Below are 16,253 nucleotides of genomic sequence, written 5' to 3'. Positions count from 1 at the left end.
ACGGCAAACTTCACTGCTTCTTACTAAAATAACAAAAGGAAGATAAAATATGATTGACTTCTCAAAAAACGACAACTTAAATAAAATTATTAGTGACAATGACATAGCGATTATTCAATACGGAAGTGCCACATGTATGCCATGTCACTCAATAAAAAACAGAATTACTACGTGGCAAGAAGATCACAAAGATATTCCAACATACTATATTTCACTAGAAGAAAATATGGAAATTGCTGCACAGCGAGGCATTCTTTCAGCACCAACTGTAGAAGTATATATCGAAGGAAGACTATCTATTCAAAAAAGTGGCTACTTTAGCTTGGATGAGATTCTAGACAAAATAAGTGCTGTAAGTGAACAGATAAAATAAAAAAGAAAGATAAGAAATCACCGAGCTCCTACGGAATTCGGGACTTCTTATCTGTTATCATTGTACTATGAGTCAAATAAAATAGTAACATAAAAAAGAGATGTTAATCCCACACAGTTTATTAGATTTCTAAAAAGCTTTTATAAAGCGAATTTAGATATCAAAAAACACTGCGGTTATGAACTCTCATATAATTATTTAAAATTTGGAGATTTCGAATCACCTTTTATCTTTTATTTACATAATCTTAAAAATATAATTTTAATTCTAAATATTATAAAAATATCTTTTCTGATGAGATTTGTAATGCTATAATAAAAGTAGGCTACTTGCCCGGAAGGGAGGTGTTTATATGGTTGATATATTCATCCAAATCCTTGTTGGGCTATTAGTAGGTGTTATTCTCCTATTTATAGAATATTTTTATTTCCTAAATGATAAAAACAACAAGAAGAAGTAGTCGTATTTAGGCACGACGTACATGTGTCACTTCATGTATGAATATATATTAGCTTACTAAAATGAGTGTGATAGTACATATAAAAAAGCAACTGAATCCGCATTTCAGTTGCTTTTCGTGTTTATATGTGAATATATTCATCCAATTCACTTAAGTACATTCTAACACATTCATTTTCTCCTTGTCAATTAATTTGAAGGATAGGATATAGTAAAATTATTACATTAATTCCCAAAGTAAATTTCAGTTAAAGTAAACATACTGAAATTTACTTTAAAACTAGTTTTTATCTGGAAATTAACCTTTTATAATTAACCAAATTTGACTAAGAACAAAATTTTGTCTAACTTTTTGAGTACAGTACCCTTTTACTACTTTATCTTATCATACTTACACCACAACAAACCTACTTGCTAGTTTGTATACTTGTTTGATTTCCTTAGTTTCTAATTTCCAAGTTTTTAATTCTTCTTTTATTAACTCTGGGAATTTTCTACTTATATCCCTTAATGCATTTCCTACTGATTTTCTTACATATTCACTAGTATCTTCTTTTAATGGGGCTATTCTTTTTATTGCTTCTTGCGGATTTTCTTTGAAATATGGTCTACTAGTCCATATCCTTAATCCTTCTGTAACAGCTCTTCTCGTATTAGGATTATCAGACCTTAGCCACTCATCAATTACAGAGATTGAATTTTCATAACCTTTATTTTTACAATATTCATCGAATGCTTTCGCAAGTACCTCTTGCACTCTCCAATTATCATCTTTAGATACTTCATCCCTCATAAAAGTTAGAATCTCGCTATCATTTGATAAATATCCGAAAAGAAACACACCGTACATTCTAACTTGGTATACTTTTGATTCGTATGATAAGAAAGCCAACTTCTTAATGTAAGCTCTATCGTTATTTTTATAATCAGCCAAGGCTCTCTTCTCTTCTTCCTTAAATCCGCTCTTTATTAGAGAAAATTCTTGTTCTAGGCTTTTAATATATTCGTTCAACTAATGTCACCACCTTATTATCATAAAAAAGCATATAGAATGTTAGTCACTCTATATGCTTAAGGATGATTTGCTAAAATTAGTTGTTAGCTTTTAAGAAATCAACAGTTTTTTGGATTACTAACTCACCACGTAAGTCTTCAACACTAATACGTTGTTTGATTCCTTCTTCAGTCATGTTGTACATAGTAGCAAGTTCTTTAACTTCTGCATCGATGTCAGCTTCTGTTACTTCAACTTTTTCTACTTCAGCGATTTCACCTAGTACGAATGAAGTTTTGATTTTGTTTTCAGCGTCTGATTTCATTTCTGCTTTAAGATCAGCTTCACCTTTTCCAGTGAATTGCTCATATAAGTCGAATGATAATCCTTGACGAGATAAGTTTCCAGTGAATTGTTCGAACATAGAGTTAACTTCTTGTTCTACTAATTTTTCTGGTACAGAAACTTTTGCGTTTTCTACAGCTGTAGAAATTACTTTATCAGAGTAAGATTTTTCTGCTAAGTTTTCTTTTTCTAATTTGATTTCTTCTTTTAATTTTTCTTTGTATTCAGCTACAGTTGAAGCTGCTTCTTTAGAAAATTCTTTAACGAATTCGTCAGTTAATTCTGGTAAAACTTTTTCTTTTACATCGTGAACTGTAACTTCGAATTTAGCTGCTTTACCTGCAAGGTCAGCTACTTGGTAGTTTTCTGGGAATGTTACGTTAACTTCTGTGTCAACTGGTGCAACTTTTCCTTCTAATTGTTCTTCGAATCCAGGGATGAATGAACCTGAACCTAATTCTAATTCGTAACCTTTAGCTTCTCCACCTTCAAAAGCTTCGTCTCCGATGAATCCTTTAAAGTCGATAACTACGATATCACCTTTTTTAGATTCTCCTTCTTTGATTTGCCATTCAGCTTGACGGCTTAATAAGCTATCTAATCTTTCTTCTACATCAGCATCTGTAACTTCTACTGATTCTTTTTCTAATCCAAGGTTTTTGTATTCACCTAATTCAACGTTTGGTTTAACAGTAACAACTGCTTCGAATTTAACACCTTCTTCTTTGCTGATTTCTTTAACATCGATATCAGGCATAGCTAATGGTGAAACTTCTAATTCATCGATAGCTTTTGTATAAGCTGCTGGTAATACAAAATCTACTGCATCTTGGAATAATGCTTCTTCACCGTACATTTTGTTGAATACGGCTCTTGGTAATTTACCTTTTCTGAATCCAGGTGCATTAACACGTTTAACTGCACGTTTGAATGCTTGGTCTAATCCTTTCGCAAATTCTTCTTTTGTTGCTGAAAAAGCGATAACTACTTTTCCATCTTCTTTATTTAAAATTTGTGACATTTATTTTTCCTCCAAAAATACTTTTAAGTATCATCAAAAATGTTAGTATAAAAATACTAAAAACTCTTGATTAATTATATAGTAAATAGCGTAAAAAGTCAATCGTTACATATTCAAATTATTGTTTTTAAGAGTAAGTTAAATAGTTTCAAAAAATTATTTAACCCACTCTCATTTAATAATAAATTTCAAAAAAATTGTAATACTTCTATACTTTTTATCTACCAATTAGTTGTTTACTAAATTCTTTTATCAATTTATCATTTTCTCTGTAATTAGGATAGTATTTTCCTAACAATGTATAAAATCTCGGTGTGTGATTTGTTTCTAACAAGTGAGTAAGTTCGTGAACAATAGTATGTTCCAAACACTCTATTGGATATTTTACAAGTTCGTAGTTTATCCAGATTCTTTTCGCTTCGATATTACATGTTCCCCAACGTGTTTTCATCTTTTTAATTCTAAGTTGTTCAGCATGAACATTCATAATCTTTTCATACTTACTAAGAAACTTCAAGCATTTATTATAAACAATCTTTCTAAGTTCCCTCATTACTATTTGTTCTCTATCTTGGTATTTATCTTTAACACTTAGAATTAACTTATCATTAGAAAGAGTTACCTTATTTTTATCTCCCAATCTAACTTCTAAAGTTAATTCTTTCCCGAAAACATAATGTTTTTCACCTGTTACATAGTTTTTAACAGTATGACCATTCTTCAAGATATTTGTTCTTCTAAGTTTTATCTCATCTATATTTTCTTGAACAAGTTCTTTTATGATATAGTTAGGTGTTCTTGGAGGGGCACTCACTACTATATCAGCATTTTTTTCAACTTTTAAATAGATGTTTTTCATTTTTCTTCTGTATTTAACAGTGACGATTAAATCATCTACAGTTATTACTCTTTGCATGCTACCCCTCCTCTATATTTTATTATTTTAACTCACAACCTACCAATGCAGTACCAACTCTTATATGAGTCGCACCTTCTTCAATTGCAATTTTATAGTCGTTACTCATGCCCATAGATAAAAACTCACATGATGCATATGGTAAATTCAACCCTTTTACTTCATCACGTAACTGTCTTAATCTTCTAAAGCAATTACGTAGTATTTCTTCATCTTCAACAAAAGGTGCCATAGTCATAAGTCCAACAACTTTTATTTTTGAATATTGTTCCAATGATTTAATAAAGTCAATGGCTTCTTCTGAAGTTAAACCATGTTTACTCTCCTCTCCAGAAACATTCACCTGTACAAAACATTTAATTTCTTTTTCTGCACGTTTTTCGATTTCTTTAACTAAGCTATCTCTATCTAATGCGTGGAAATAATCAACCTCATTAATTACATCACGTACTTTTCGTGTTTGTAAACTTCCGATTAGATGCCAAGTCTTATCAGAATATTTACCCTTTCTTTCAACATAATTTTGTGGACGATTTTCAGCAAAATCAATAATTCCAGCTTCTATCGCCTCTTCAACTCTAGTATCAGTAACATATTTAGTTACCGCTATTAACTTCACTTCATCAGCATTTCTTCCTACTTGTTTACAAGTTTCCACTATTTCTCTTGTTATTGTCTCAAAATTTTCTCTAACGTTCATTTTCTCTCCTACTTATTTTCTTTAAACTCTTTCTAATTTTATTATAACATGATGCTTATTATTTTGTTATAAATTAGTGAAACTAATAAAAAAATCCGAAGAAACTGAATTCCTCGGAAATTATGCTTCACGCTTATATTTTTCTGAATTTCGTATTAATATTATTCTTAACCCTAAGAAGGAGTATATTATACAACTAATAAATAATATACCTAAACTAAAGATTAATAGTAATATACTGTACACTAAAAAAAGAAATGCCACTATATTGTGATTTATTCCCTTTTTAAAAATCACAAAAAGCAATAGTAAAAATAAAACTACTAAAAGTGCAAAGTATAACCATGCAAGTTGTCCCATAATTTGAAAGATAAAATGCATATCTTTTGTAGAGACATTAGCACTATCTTGAGTAAGGCGCGTTTGTTCACGAATCTGATCAACAATTTTAGTTCTTAAATACTCATTTCCTACATACTCTCGAAACAGATTGATCATACCTCCAACAAACCCGATGTATACTACATAAACTACACTAGAGATAAGTAATAATATCTTCTCTAATTTGTCAAAATGCATTAATTTCCACCTTTATCCTTACACTTAGCGCAAGTACCATAAAATGATAGAGAGTTGTCCTGAACTTCAAATGAATATTCTTTCTTCATATATTCAATAAGTTTGTTAAATATAGGATTTGATACTTTCTCTATATTATTACAGTTAGTACAAATTAAATGATGGTGTAGTTCATCATCAACAGATTGTCTTAAATGATATTTAGAAACACCATTACTGAAAGAAATTTTCTCTAAGATTTTTAATTCATAGAAAATATCTAAAGTTCTATAAACTGTAGCAATACCGATATCTGGTGTTTTCTCTTTTAAAATAAAGTATAATTCTTCAGCACTAAGGTGCTGTTCATCATTTTCTACTAAAATCTCAACAATTTTTTCCCTTTGAGGTGTTAGTTTATATGGTGATTGTTGAATTATTTTAATTATCTCATCATAAATAGTCATATATTATTTTGCACCTTTCCTATTTTTTAAGTAAGATAATGCAAGCATAGTCTTACTATCAGTTATAACATTATCATCTAAAAGTTTGAATGCTTCTTCAATTTTGTATTTTCGTAAATTAATGAATTCATCATCATCTGGATTCTGTTCTCCAGCATACTCTAAATTATCAACATAATATATAGTGATCAATTCTGAACTATAACCAAGAGCTACATGCACGTCACATAGCATTTCTAGTTTCTCTTCTTCAACCACATATCCTGTTTCTTCTTGTAATTCACGAATAGCGGCTAATTTCTTATTATCTTCTCCAGGCTCTAATTTACCTGCAGGAATTTCTAAAGTTACAGCTTCGATAGCTTTTCTATACTGCTCAACCAGAATAACCTCATCGTCTTTTGTTAAGGCTAATATTGCCACTGCCCCTCTATGATTTATCAGTTCACGTGTTGAAGTTTCTCCGTTTGGCAAAGTAACAGTATGTACTTCTAAATCAAGAACTTTACCTTCGAATATTTTCTCTACTTCAATAGTTTTTTCTTCTAAATCTATTTTCATAATTTCCTCCATCTCTTTACAAAGTATATTCTTCTAGATCATGTGCAATCTTCACACTACATTTATCGCATAGCGACTCTACAGCATCTTTTTCAATATTTCTATCGTATCTTGCACTAATATGTGTTAAAAATAAATTTTCAACCTTACTATTTTCTATCATCTTCTCAACATCTAGTATGCTCAAATGATAATTTTTTCTCGCGTGATGTGCATCTTCTTTTAATAAGTAGGTGCACTCTGTAATAATAATATTACTATTTTTAACAAATTCATCCAATCCTTCAAAGTATCTTGTATCTGGTATAATCGAGATTTCTTTTCCAGGTTTATCTTCAGATAAAAATTCACTTGAATTATACACCTTACCATTAAATTCGAAAGTATCTGATTCCTTTATTTCTCTATAAAAAGGCCCTGGCATAATTCCTAATTCTCTTAACTTATCTACATCTAAGCTCCCTTTTTGTTTTTTAAATATAATTTTATACCCAAAACATTCAACATTATGGGCTAATGGATAGCTAAAAACAGTAACAGTTTTATTATCTATTATACACTGTTCACTAGAAATTTCAATATATTCCACGCTATAAGAAAGTGAACAATGTGTGAACATCATGTTCTTTTCTATAAAATCTTTAATCCCTACTGGCCCATAAATAGTAACCTTTGAAGCATTCGTATCTAAAAGAAAACTTCTAGAAGATAAAAAACCAATTAACCCTAATACATGATCAGCATGAAGATGGCTAATAAAAATTTTAGTTATTTTGGTTGGCTTAATGTTTGTTTTTAAAATCTGATGTTGAGTCGCCTCTCCACAGTCAAACATCCAACACTCTTTTAGTTCTTGCATAAAGTTAAACACAAAACTCTGTGTATTTCTAAATTTTGCAGGAAGCCCAGCTCCTGTTCCTAAAAATTGTACTTCCATCGTATTCCTCTACTTTAAAATTAATAATGGTGGCCTAAAAAGATATTCCATTTAAGCCACCTTATGTAAGTTATAGTTTTACTACAAAAATCTGTGCATCTTGTAAGCAAGTTATTACATGCTCTACCCCTGCTGGAATTTCTAATAGTTCAAATTCATTTACAGTCTCAACCTCTTCTTCAAAAGAAACTGTAATCTTTCCGCTAATATTCAATAATAAAATATTTTTATCATTGCTATATGAGTCTGTTTGATTCCCTACTTTTAGATTCATATGTACCACTTGATATTTATCATTTTCTAATATAATACCACCTAATAGTGCATTTTTATCTAATTTTACTTTTTTCATAATCTTATCTTCCTTTACGTTTATATAACCCGTCTTCTTCAATCATAATTAATTTATTCTTGAACAGTCTTCCTACGGCACGTTTGAAACTTCCCTTACTCATTCCAAACACTGCTTTAATTTCTTCTGGATCTGATTTATCTGTAAACTCACAATACCCGTTATTTTCAATGTAATCCATGATAGCTTGACCATCAGCATCCATTCTTTCATGAGCTCGAGGTAAGAATGAACCATTAATTTCTCCGTTATCTTTAACACCAATAACACGCAGAGTAACTTTTTCTCCTAAACGTGGTTCTTTTTCACGTTCACTTTCATGTACAAACACTTTATAACCGTCTTTTGTTAATAGGAATGTCCCAACTCGCATTAAACGATATGGATAAGCTTCTATATCTTTATTTTTCATATTTCTAGTTGCTTTCGAATAAAGCGATGCTACTATTGTTTCTGTTGCTAAACGTGCAAATAATTGTCCACTAAAATCACGACGTAAAGTAATAAATAGTTCATCACCTTCTTTAGGCCAAACACTTCTTAATTTTGGTAAATCTTCACCTAAAAGCGGAATTTCACGAGAAAATCCAATATCAAGACCTACTCGATCTTCCTCTACTTTTACTACTTTACTAAACGAATAATCTCCAACCGTAACTTCTGGAATATTAGGTGTTGCGAATAATTTCCCACTACGTGAAGGGTATACGAACATTGAATATTCTTCTCCAATTTCGTAATCATCTAAACTTTCTACGTCAGATTCATTACAGCTAATTTCTTCTTCATTCGGTCCTTTAAAAACTAATGATGAACTTTTCTTTTCTACTAGCTCTAAAAAATGGATTTCTCCAGTAATAAATTTTATATCTTCTCTTTCCATCAAGTACCTCTTTCTTTTATTTATTGTATAACTTCTTACAGCATTGTTACTAAATTTCATCTCATAAAAAAAGGTTGATACCTAATATCAACCTTTAAATTAATCGGAAAAAGTAGTATCAGGGCGTACTTACTTAACCATATTTTTTATTTGTTTTAATTGATTTACTCTTATTTCCTTTGGAAGGAATCTTCTTATTTCATCTTCATTATACCCAACTTGTAATCTCTTATCATCAACAATGATAGGTCTTCTAAGCATTCCCGGATTATCTTGAATAACTTTATATAATTCTTGAATTGACATACTTTCAATATCCAAATTCAATTTTTGGAAAGTTTTCGATCTGAATGAGATTATATCTTCTGTTCCGTGCTCCGTGATAGACAAAATGTCTTTAATCTCATTTGTTGTCAGAGCTTCTGAAAAAATATTTCTTTCCACAAAGTCTATTCCATTTTCAATAAGCCAAGCTTTCGCTTTTCTACAAGAAGTACAACTTGGCGATGTAAACAACGTAACTACCACCAGCACTCACACTCCTTTATAAAAATAACATTAATATTTTTATAATTCTATATACTCCTATAATTATACTACATATATTATAGTTTTACAATATACTATTGAAAAAATATTTTAATTTGTCAACTAAAAACACTTATTTTACATTGTTTTACAGTTGACTATCCTTGTAGACACAACCTTTATGTTCTACCCTTACATTTTTATATTTGATTAGTTAAAATAAATCATATAATAATACACTCTATTACTACTTTACATAGTCTTACTATCTTATTATAAACTTTGTAATTAAAATTTAAATTAAATATTATCGATAATTTCTAAATTTTTTTTATCAACTTAACTAAATTGACAATGACTTTCATGTATGATATTATATAATTATGCCAGCATGGCGGAATTGGCAGACGCACTGGACTCAAAATCCAGCGATGGCAACATCGTGCCGGTTCGACCCCGGCTGCTGGTATAATGATTAAGACAAGGTTTTTAAGCCTTGTCTTTTTTATATGTAAATACCTAATTATTAATAACTACCACCCTCTAAGAATTTAAAAAATCAATAGCTTTTTGATATTTTTCTTTTCTCTTTATATCTTTTTCAGTGACTTTCGCTAATCTTGTTAAGTCTGAATTATGACGTAAGTCTGCTAATTTCACTGCTCTAGCAAGTTTATTTTTCTTTACTGAATTTAAATAACTTTGATAGTCTTCTCCCCTCTTTTTAGTTATAATATCAACTGCTTCTATAACTTCTTTAGAAAAGCCATACTCACCCAAATCTTCTAATGTTAGTTCTGTATCTTCAATAATATCATGAAGATATGCTACTGCTTTTTCTTCATCTGTTTTTACAAAACTAGCCACCTTTTCAGGATGTTTTATATAAGCTTCTCCAGCTTTATCGACTTGTCCTAAGTGGGCTTTTTTAGCTATTTCATAGGCTTTTTCACTTTGAAATGGTTTCATATTTTTATTATATACTCACCTATTTTGTTAGTCAAACCATAATAACATGAATTGTCAAACAATTCTTTGTTATAAAACCTCTATTCAACTATATACTCAGCAGTTATTTCATTTAACTATTTTGCTTTACAAGATAACCTGTTTATGATAGTATTATGTATAACAAGATAGCGTAAATCAATAACTTTTTTTATTAATAAATAGAGACTTAAGAAAGGAGTTACAGAATGGAGATAAACACTTCCCAAATACTAAAAGGTACATTAGAAGCATGTATTTTACAGCTAATAAAAAATAAAGAAATGTACGGCTACGAAATAACTGAGCAACTTTCCAATTATGGGCTCGATATGGTTGCCCAAGGAACTATCTATCCTCTACTTTTAAAATTAGAAAAGGAGCATATGGTCACTAGTTACTTAAAGGAGAGTACCTCTGGACCTCCTAGAAAATATTATTCAATTACCAAAAATGGTGAAGAGTATATAAACTCATTTAAAAATGTATGGGGAAATATAAGTACTACAATAACAAAAATTTTAGAAAATAAATAACGCCCACAGGGAGAAATTATTATGAACATCACTGATTTAATGAAACAAAATAACAAACTTAGATCACAACTTAATAAAGATAATAAGAAATATTATGAAGAACTTTTAGTTGCTTGTCGGATAAAAAATAATACAAAAAAAGAATCAGAACTAGAAATTGAATTGCTAGAAATATTACAAGATTTAATACTATATCAAAAACAAGGAAAAAGTTTTACCGATGTTTTTGGAAATGATATAAACAAATTATCTTCATCAATACTTGTAGAACTTCCAAAAGAAAACAAAGTGAAAATATTCAGGTTTTCTCTAGTTTATCTTTTAATATTAATTATTAGTTCTTTAATACCATCTGTATTTTCTAGAACTATCCAACCAGTTTTAACACTATTATCTATAACATTATTGGTATTATGCTTATACCTACCAATTTATAAAAAAACAGAGAAAAATAAATGGTTTATACATATTTCTTCGTTAATTATATTTGAGATTTCTTTTATTCTAATACCTATTCTAAATAAATTAAAGCTACTTCCAGAGTATCTTTCTCTAGAAGTAACAGTATCAAGTAACTTCTTATACTTATTTGGAATTTTTAGTGCACTTTCTTGCATATACATTTTTTTAACTTTTAAAAAATACTATTCTAAAAAGATATAGTAAACTAGCTCGACTATTCTATTTGTCGAGCTAATTTTTATAAAAGTTCACCTAAGAGAAATAATTTTAATTTAAAAATAACATTTTTTCTATTGAATAATTTTTTTAAACCTGTTATAATAGTAAAACATTATTTTAGGAGAGAAGCCATGAATAACTCAATTTTTGATAAATTAAAACATGCCGAACAAGGTGCTAAACTTAGTATTTTATCATATTTGCTACTTACAGTATTAAAACTTGGCGCTGGTATATTTTTTAAATCATCCGCACTTGTTGCCGATGGTATTAACAATGCTACCGATGTAATTTCATCAGTTTGTGTCCTAATCGGTTTGAAAATTTCTAGAAAACCAGCAGATGAAGATCACCTTTATGGTCACTTCAGAGCCGAGCTTATATCGACATTAATAGCTTCATTCATTATGCTATACGCTGGAATTGAAGTAGTAATATACGCGATAAAAAAAATCATTTCAGGAACGATTGAACAACCTAGCATACTTTCTGCAGTTGTAGCATTTATAGCTAGTGTAATTATGCTTGGTGTTTATTTCTATAATATTCGCCTTGCTAAAAAAATCGGTAGCAAGTCACTTAAAGCTGCCGCACTTGACAATCTAAGTGATGCCCTTGTTTCTATAGGTACATTAATCGGTATTATTGCTACATATATCGGTATTCCAATAGCTGATTCAGTAGTCGCAATTATAGTTGGATCACTTATTATTTACACATCAGTTAGCATTTTTAAAGAATCTACACATGTTCTTACCGATGGTGTCGATACTGAAGTGATAGACAAGGTTAATAATATTGTAAATGACATCAACGGTGTAACTTCTATAGTCGATACGAAAGGTAGAACTCATGGCTTATTATATTTTATCGACATTACGGTTACAGTTGACCCTTCTTTAAATGTTAAACAAAGTCACGATATTACTGTTAATATTGAAAAAGCACTCTCTAAAGAATTCTATTATTGTGAAACTTTAGTACACTTAGAACCACATGGTATTCCATGTCATACATATTAAATATATTTTGATGAAATTATACTCACTATAACACCTGTTATTTCAAGTATAATTTCATCTTTTTTATTGTTCGTACGTTTGACAAAAACTAATACTAAAAGTATAATTATTGTACATATAAAAGTATTTTTAGTCTTAGTTATTTTTTAATTAAATAGCTTAAAATAATACTTAAATAAAAATTGGAGTTTTTAAATTTATGACACACGCAAAAGCAATATTCTTCGGTGAACATGCCGTCGTTTATGGATATAAAGGAATAACTATTCCCCTTCCTCAGATGAACGTCGAAGTTACATTAGAAGACACAGAGACAATTCAACAACGTGATGAAATTTTAAGTTTTATCGCTGATACATGTGGAATTGATAAAAAAACAAAAATTAATATAACTAGCACTATTCCAGTTGGACGTGGGCTAGGATCTTCTGCTGCTCTAAGTATCGCTATTGCACGTGCTAAAAAACTCCCAAATGTAAGAGAAATTGCAAATAAATGTGAAAAATTTATTCACGGCAATCCAAGTGGTATAGATGTTAATCAAGTACTTAGTGATACTCCCCTTTTATTTTCTAAAAAAGAAGGAGCTAGTGAATTAGATTTTGACTTAAATAGTTATTTACTAATTATCGATACAGGTGTTATTGGAATTACTAAAGAAACTCTAAAACATATAGCTGATAATTATAATAAATATGAAAAATATATTGCTGAATTAGGTGAAATCACTGATTCAGTAATCGAACCATTAAAAAATAAAGACATCGATCTTGTCGGACAATACATGTACAAAGCCCACGACTTATTACAAAAGCTTGGGGTAAGTCACGCTAGTAACGATGAGGTTGTAGAAATTTGTAAAAATAATAATGCAGTCGGTGCTAAACTAACTGGTGGTGGTGCTGGTGGATGTTGCATTAGTCTTAGCAAAACAAAAGAAAATGCATTAGAAATTCAAAATGCATTAAAAGAGAAAGGATATTCATCATGGATAGTTACAGTTTAGGTTATGCTAATATTGCCCTAGTAAAGTACTGGGGAAAAAAATCTAAAGATCCTGTCTTACCTTATAATCCTAATATTTCTTTAAGATTAGACAATCTTTTATCAAAAACAAAAATCGAAAAAAATGATAATAATATTGATGAATTTTATATCAATGACGAAAAACAAAGTCAAGAAGAAGTAGATAAAATGATTAAGTTCATCTCTAAATTCACACCAACTAATCGTGAAGCTATAACTATTAGAAGTTATAATACTGTACCAACTGCTGCAGGACTTTCTTCAAGTTCTAGTGGTACTATGGCTTTAGTTCTTGCTTGTAATGAATATTTTAAATTAAACAAAACTACTAAAGAATTAGTTGAAATAGCTAAAGAAGGTTCTGGTTCATCTTGCCGAAGTTTCTATAAACTTGCTGCATGGCTTGAAGATGGAAGTGTTGAAGAATTAGAATGTTCTTTAGATTTTGGAATGATGGTTCTTGTAGTTAACGAGGATAGAAAGAAAATTTCTAGCCGTGTTGCTATGGAACGTTGCGTTCAAACATCAACAACATTCGATGCTTGGGTGGAAAAAGCTAAAAGTGATTTCGTATTAATGAAAGAAGCTTTAAAAGATGCTGATTTTGAAAAAATTGGAGAAATTACAGAAAGTAATGCTTTAGCTATGCATGGTACTACTTCTACATCTACTCCTAGCTTCTCATTCTTAACAGAAGAGAGTCATATAGCGATGGATATTGTAAAAGAACTACGTTCTAAAGGTTATAAATGTTACTTCACAATGGATGCTGGTCCGAATGTGAAAGTACTTTACTTAAGGGAAGACCAAGACAAATTATATGAGGAAATTTCAAAATTATGGAAGAAAAAAATCATTTTATGCATGGAGTAGCCTATGGTAAACTCTATCTCGCTGGAGAATATGCGATTTTAGAGGATTACGCTTCTGCACTAATAACAAGTGTTCCTAAAAAAATTACAGTATTTGTAGAAAACAGTAATGAGACTACTATCTTCGATACTATAAATAAAACTTCTGTTGGCCTTCATGAAGAGAATAGTAACTTCACTCTTGTTCAAAAATTTATTCTATTTTTAACAGAATATACAAGTTGTAATAAAACATTTTCTCTTACTATTTATAATGAACTTCACAATGACGATAAAAAATACGGTTTAGGTTCTTCTGGTGCCGTACTTGTGGCTATAGCCCGTGCTATATTATCATTTGAAAATGTATCTTATAACGATTTAACTATTTTCAAGCTAGTTGCCCTATTCAATATAAAACATAATCTAAGTGGATCTATGGGGGACGTTGCTGCAAGCATTAATGACGGTATTACATATTACGAGAAATTCAATGCTGAATTCGTTAATAATATGATACGTCAAGACAAGTCTGTTAAAGAAATAATAAATACAGATTGGGATGGTCTTCGTATTGAGAAAGTTTATCCAAAAGCTGATTTAAGCATACTAGCACGTTGGACAGGTGAAGCTGTAGATACGAAAGAGCACGTAAAACTTTGGAAAAAACATAAAGACAACTACAAAGAAGAATTTAGAGTTTTTGTTGAAACTTCTAATACGCTAGTGAAAACTTTAAAAGAGAATTTAGAAGAAACAGATGCTACATCTGCTTTAAATACAATACGAAAGCTTAGAGAAAATCTACTTTATTTAGAAAGTTTCTCAAAAATACCTATGGAAACAAAAACAATGAAAAACTATATTGAAAATCATTCGGCTGGTAAGCAAAGTGGTTCAGGTAGTGGTGACATTGTATTAGGATTTGAAAAAAATAACGATAAGTATCAGCTACAACTGAACTTAGAAAAATTATAATATATTAAGAAAGGATTAATTATGAGAAAAAAAGACCATATCAGATTGGCACTTGCTGATAAAACAAAAGTAACTAGCTTAGACTCATACGCAATTGATTACAACAGTATCCCCCTATTCGGATTAGACGATGTTGATACTTCTACATCAGTTTGTGGTGACCGTTGGGAATTTCCATTCTTCATAAATGCCATTACTGCTGGCGGGGAAGATTGTAATAAGATTAATCAAGACTTTATGGAAGTTAGTGAAAAATGTGGAATTAAATTTTTTCCAGGATCATACTCTCCTGCTCTTAAGAGTAAAGAGGACGAAGAAGCTTATCCAAAAGGATATTCAGTAAACTTAGGCTTAGATAAAGATCCAAAACTTGTTTTAAAAGCAATCGAAAAATCACAAGCAAAATACATTCAACTTCATACTAATCCTCTTCAAGAAATTGTTATGCCAGAAGGAGATCATAATTTCGAAAGTTGGTACGCTAACCTAAAAGAAGTCAGCTCTAAATCTCCTATTCCTGTAATCTTAAAGGAAACAGGTTTTGGTATGAATGAAGCTACTATTAAACTAGCCATCGACTTAAATATCCCTGCTGTAGACATCAGTGGAATGGGCGGAACAAACTTCGCAAGAATCGAAAATGGACGAAGAACTGATAAATCAACTTACCTAGAAGGAATTGGTTATACTACGGCAGAAAGCCTAGAGACAGCCTATGCCTATAAAGATAAAATTGATATTATCGCAAGTGGTGGTATTCGAAATCCACTTGATGTTGTTAAGTGTCTAGCTTTAGGTGCTAAAGCAGTTGGTATTTCTAAAATATTCTTAGAAATTCTTTTAAGCGAAGGAAAAGATGCTTTAATTCAAGAAATTGAAAAATGGAAAAAAGAAGTTAAATTCTTAATGATCTTAATGAATGCTAGAAATATCTCTGAATTAGATAAAAAAATAAGAAAAATAGAATTTTAAAAATAAGATTCCGTCCTTTTGGATGGAATCTTATTTTAATTTATACTATATTTCTTTGGGGCTGATCCAAAAGACCTAAATTTTAACAAAGTGTATATGAAAACTC

At 30.2% G+C, this 16,253-nt stretch carries 20 protein-coding genes and 1 tRNA gene; 9 read left to right on the top strand and 12 right to left on the bottom strand.

Translation table 11 applies throughout. The annotated features are described in order from the left end of the window. Nucleotides 1–49 precede the first annotated feature (49 nt). On the top strand, nucleotides 50–373 hold the full coding sequence (locus HMPREF3186_RS00850; protein ID WP_060913483.1) for a thioredoxin family protein: 324 nt from the start codon (nucleotides 50–52) through the stop codon (nucleotides 371–373). An 850-nt stretch (nucleotides 374–1,223) separates the two neighbouring features. On the opposite strand, the gene HMPREF3186_RS00845 is transcribed toward HMPREF3186_RS00850, so the two are convergent. The 11 genes from HMPREF3186_RS00845 to spxA form a co-directional block, all read right to left on the bottom strand. After that, entirely contained in the window at nucleotides 1,224–1,844 is a 621-nt protein-coding gene (locus tag HMPREF3186_RS00845; RefSeq protein ID WP_060913482.1) for a DNA alkylation repair protein, read from the bottom strand. A 79-nt stretch (nucleotides 1,845–1,923) separates the two neighbouring features. Further along, nucleotides 1,924–3,192, bottom strand: a complete 1,269-nt coding sequence (gene tig, locus HMPREF3186_RS00840) for a trigger factor (protein ID WP_060913481.1) — start codon at nucleotides 3,190–3,192, stop codon at nucleotides 1,924–1,926. Between the two features lie 217 nt (nucleotides 3,193–3,409). Next, entirely contained in the window at nucleotides 3,410–4,108 is a 699-nt protein-coding gene (locus tag HMPREF3186_RS00835) for a M48 family metallopeptidase (RefSeq protein ID WP_060913480.1), read from the bottom strand. A 22-nt stretch (nucleotides 4,109–4,130) separates the two neighbouring features. Continuing rightward, the gene (locus HMPREF3186_RS00830) at nucleotides 4,131–4,808 is read right to left on the bottom strand and encodes a YggS family pyridoxal phosphate-dependent enzyme (protein WP_060913479.1); all 678 of its coding nucleotides are present in this window, start codon (nucleotides 4,806–4,808) and stop codon (nucleotides 4,131–4,133) included. 120 nt (nucleotides 4,809–4,928) lie between these two features. Continuing rightward, nucleotides 4,929–5,387: a DUF4064 domain-containing protein gene (locus tag HMPREF3186_RS00825; RefSeq protein ID WP_060913478.1), complete on the bottom strand. Its 459-nt coding sequence runs from the start codon at nucleotides 5,385–5,387 to the stop codon at nucleotides 4,929–4,931. Continuing rightward, nucleotides 5,387–5,833 carry a Fur family transcriptional regulator gene (locus HMPREF3186_RS00820; RefSeq protein WP_060913477.1) on the bottom strand — a complete coding sequence of 149 codons (447 nt, stop codon included), beginning with the start codon at nucleotides 5,831–5,833 and terminating at the stop codon, nucleotides 5,387–5,389. The genes HMPREF3186_RS00825 and HMPREF3186_RS00820 overlap by 1 nt, the downstream gene beginning before the upstream one ends. Nucleotides 5,834–5,836: 3 nt before the next feature. Continuing rightward, complete coding sequence (locus HMPREF3186_RS00815) at nucleotides 5,837–6,388, bottom strand: NUDIX hydrolase (protein ID WP_060913556.1); 552 nt, start codon at nucleotides 6,386–6,388, stop codon at nucleotides 5,837–5,839. A 22-nt stretch (nucleotides 6,389–6,410) separates the two neighbouring features. After that, nucleotides 6,411–7,331: a ribonuclease Z gene (gene rnz / locus HMPREF3186_RS00810; RefSeq protein ID WP_060913476.1), complete on the bottom strand. Its 921-nt coding sequence runs from the start codon at nucleotides 7,329–7,331 to the stop codon at nucleotides 6,411–6,413. A 70-nt stretch (nucleotides 7,332–7,401) separates the two neighbouring features. Next, a complete protein-coding gene (locus tag HMPREF3186_RS00805) occupies nucleotides 7,402–7,683 on the bottom strand; it encodes a cupin domain-containing protein (protein ID WP_060913475.1) in 282 nt (93 codons plus the stop codon). Nucleotides 7,684–7,687: 4 nt separating this feature from the next. Further along, nucleotides 7,688–8,566: a CvfB family protein gene (locus tag HMPREF3186_RS00800; RefSeq protein ID WP_060913474.1), complete on the bottom strand. Its 879-nt coding sequence runs from the start codon at nucleotides 8,564–8,566 to the stop codon at nucleotides 7,688–7,690. Nucleotides 8,567–8,695: 129 nt separating this feature from the next. Next, entirely contained in the window at nucleotides 8,696–9,094 is a 399-nt protein-coding gene (gene spxA, locus HMPREF3186_RS00795) for a transcriptional regulator SpxA (RefSeq protein WP_004263567.1), read from the bottom strand. A gap of 385 nt (nucleotides 9,095–9,479) precedes the next feature. On the opposite strand from spxA, the gene HMPREF3186_RS00790 reads away from it, so the two are divergent. Further along, nucleotides 9,480–9,563, top strand: a tRNA-Leu gene (locus HMPREF3186_RS00790). Between the two features lie 74 nt (nucleotides 9,564–9,637). On the opposite strand, the gene HMPREF3186_RS00785 is transcribed toward HMPREF3186_RS00790, so the two are convergent. After that, the gene (locus HMPREF3186_RS00785; RefSeq protein WP_060913473.1) at nucleotides 9,638–10,063 is read right to left on the bottom strand and encodes an HD domain-containing protein; all 426 of its coding nucleotides are present in this window, start codon (nucleotides 10,061–10,063) and stop codon (nucleotides 9,638–9,640) included. Nucleotides 10,064–10,290: 227 nt separating this feature from the next. Between HMPREF3186_RS00785 and HMPREF3186_RS00780 the strand changes: the two genes are divergently transcribed. From HMPREF3186_RS00780 to fni, 7 genes are all read left to right on the top strand, one after another. Next, nucleotides 10,291–10,617 carry a PadR family transcriptional regulator gene (locus HMPREF3186_RS00780; RefSeq protein ID WP_084812625.1) on the top strand — a complete coding sequence of 109 codons (327 nt, stop codon included), beginning with the start codon at nucleotides 10,291–10,293 and terminating at the stop codon, nucleotides 10,615–10,617. Between the two features lie 21 nt (nucleotides 10,618–10,638). Further along, nucleotides 10,639–11,280 (top strand): hypothetical protein, encoded by a 642-nt coding sequence (locus tag HMPREF3186_RS00775; RefSeq protein ID WP_060913472.1) that lies wholly within the window; start codon nucleotides 10,639–10,641, stop codon nucleotides 11,278–11,280. A gap of 149 nt (nucleotides 11,281–11,429) precedes the next feature. Next, complete coding sequence (locus HMPREF3186_RS00770; protein ID WP_060913471.1) at nucleotides 11,430–12,320, top strand: cation diffusion facilitator family transporter; 891 nt, start codon at nucleotides 11,430–11,432, stop codon at nucleotides 12,318–12,320. 199 nt (nucleotides 12,321–12,519) lie between these two features. Then, nucleotides 12,520–13,326: a mevalonate kinase family protein gene (locus tag HMPREF3186_RS00765; RefSeq protein ID WP_060913470.1), complete on the top strand. Its 807-nt coding sequence runs from the start codon at nucleotides 12,520–12,522 to the stop codon at nucleotides 13,324–13,326. Beyond that, on the top strand, nucleotides 13,308–14,219 hold the full coding sequence (gene mvaD / locus HMPREF3186_RS00760) for a diphosphomevalonate decarboxylase (protein WP_060913469.1): 912 nt from the start codon (nucleotides 13,308–13,310) through the stop codon (nucleotides 14,217–14,219). Before HMPREF3186_RS00765 ends, mvaD begins: the two co-directional genes overlap by 19 nt. Next, nucleotides 14,186–15,175: a mevalonate kinase family protein gene (locus tag HMPREF3186_RS00755; protein ID WP_060913468.1), complete on the top strand. Its 990-nt coding sequence runs from the start codon at nucleotides 14,186–14,188 to the stop codon at nucleotides 15,173–15,175. The genes mvaD and HMPREF3186_RS00755 overlap by 34 nt, the downstream gene beginning before the upstream one ends. Before the next feature lie 21 nt (nucleotides 15,176–15,196). Continuing rightward, complete coding sequence (gene fni / locus HMPREF3186_RS00750; RefSeq protein ID WP_060913467.1) at nucleotides 15,197–16,147, top strand: type 2 isopentenyl-diphosphate Delta-isomerase; 951 nt, start codon at nucleotides 15,197–15,199, stop codon at nucleotides 16,145–16,147. Nucleotides 16,148–16,253 lie beyond the last annotated feature (106 nt).

Source organism: Gemella haemolysans (assembly GCF_001553035.1).
Classification (GTDB): Bacteria; Bacillota; Bacilli; order Staphylococcales; family Gemellaceae; genus Gemella; species Gemella haemolysans_B.
Note: the sequence above shows the minus strand (reverse complement) of the source record. Positions and strands in the feature narration are given on the sequence as shown.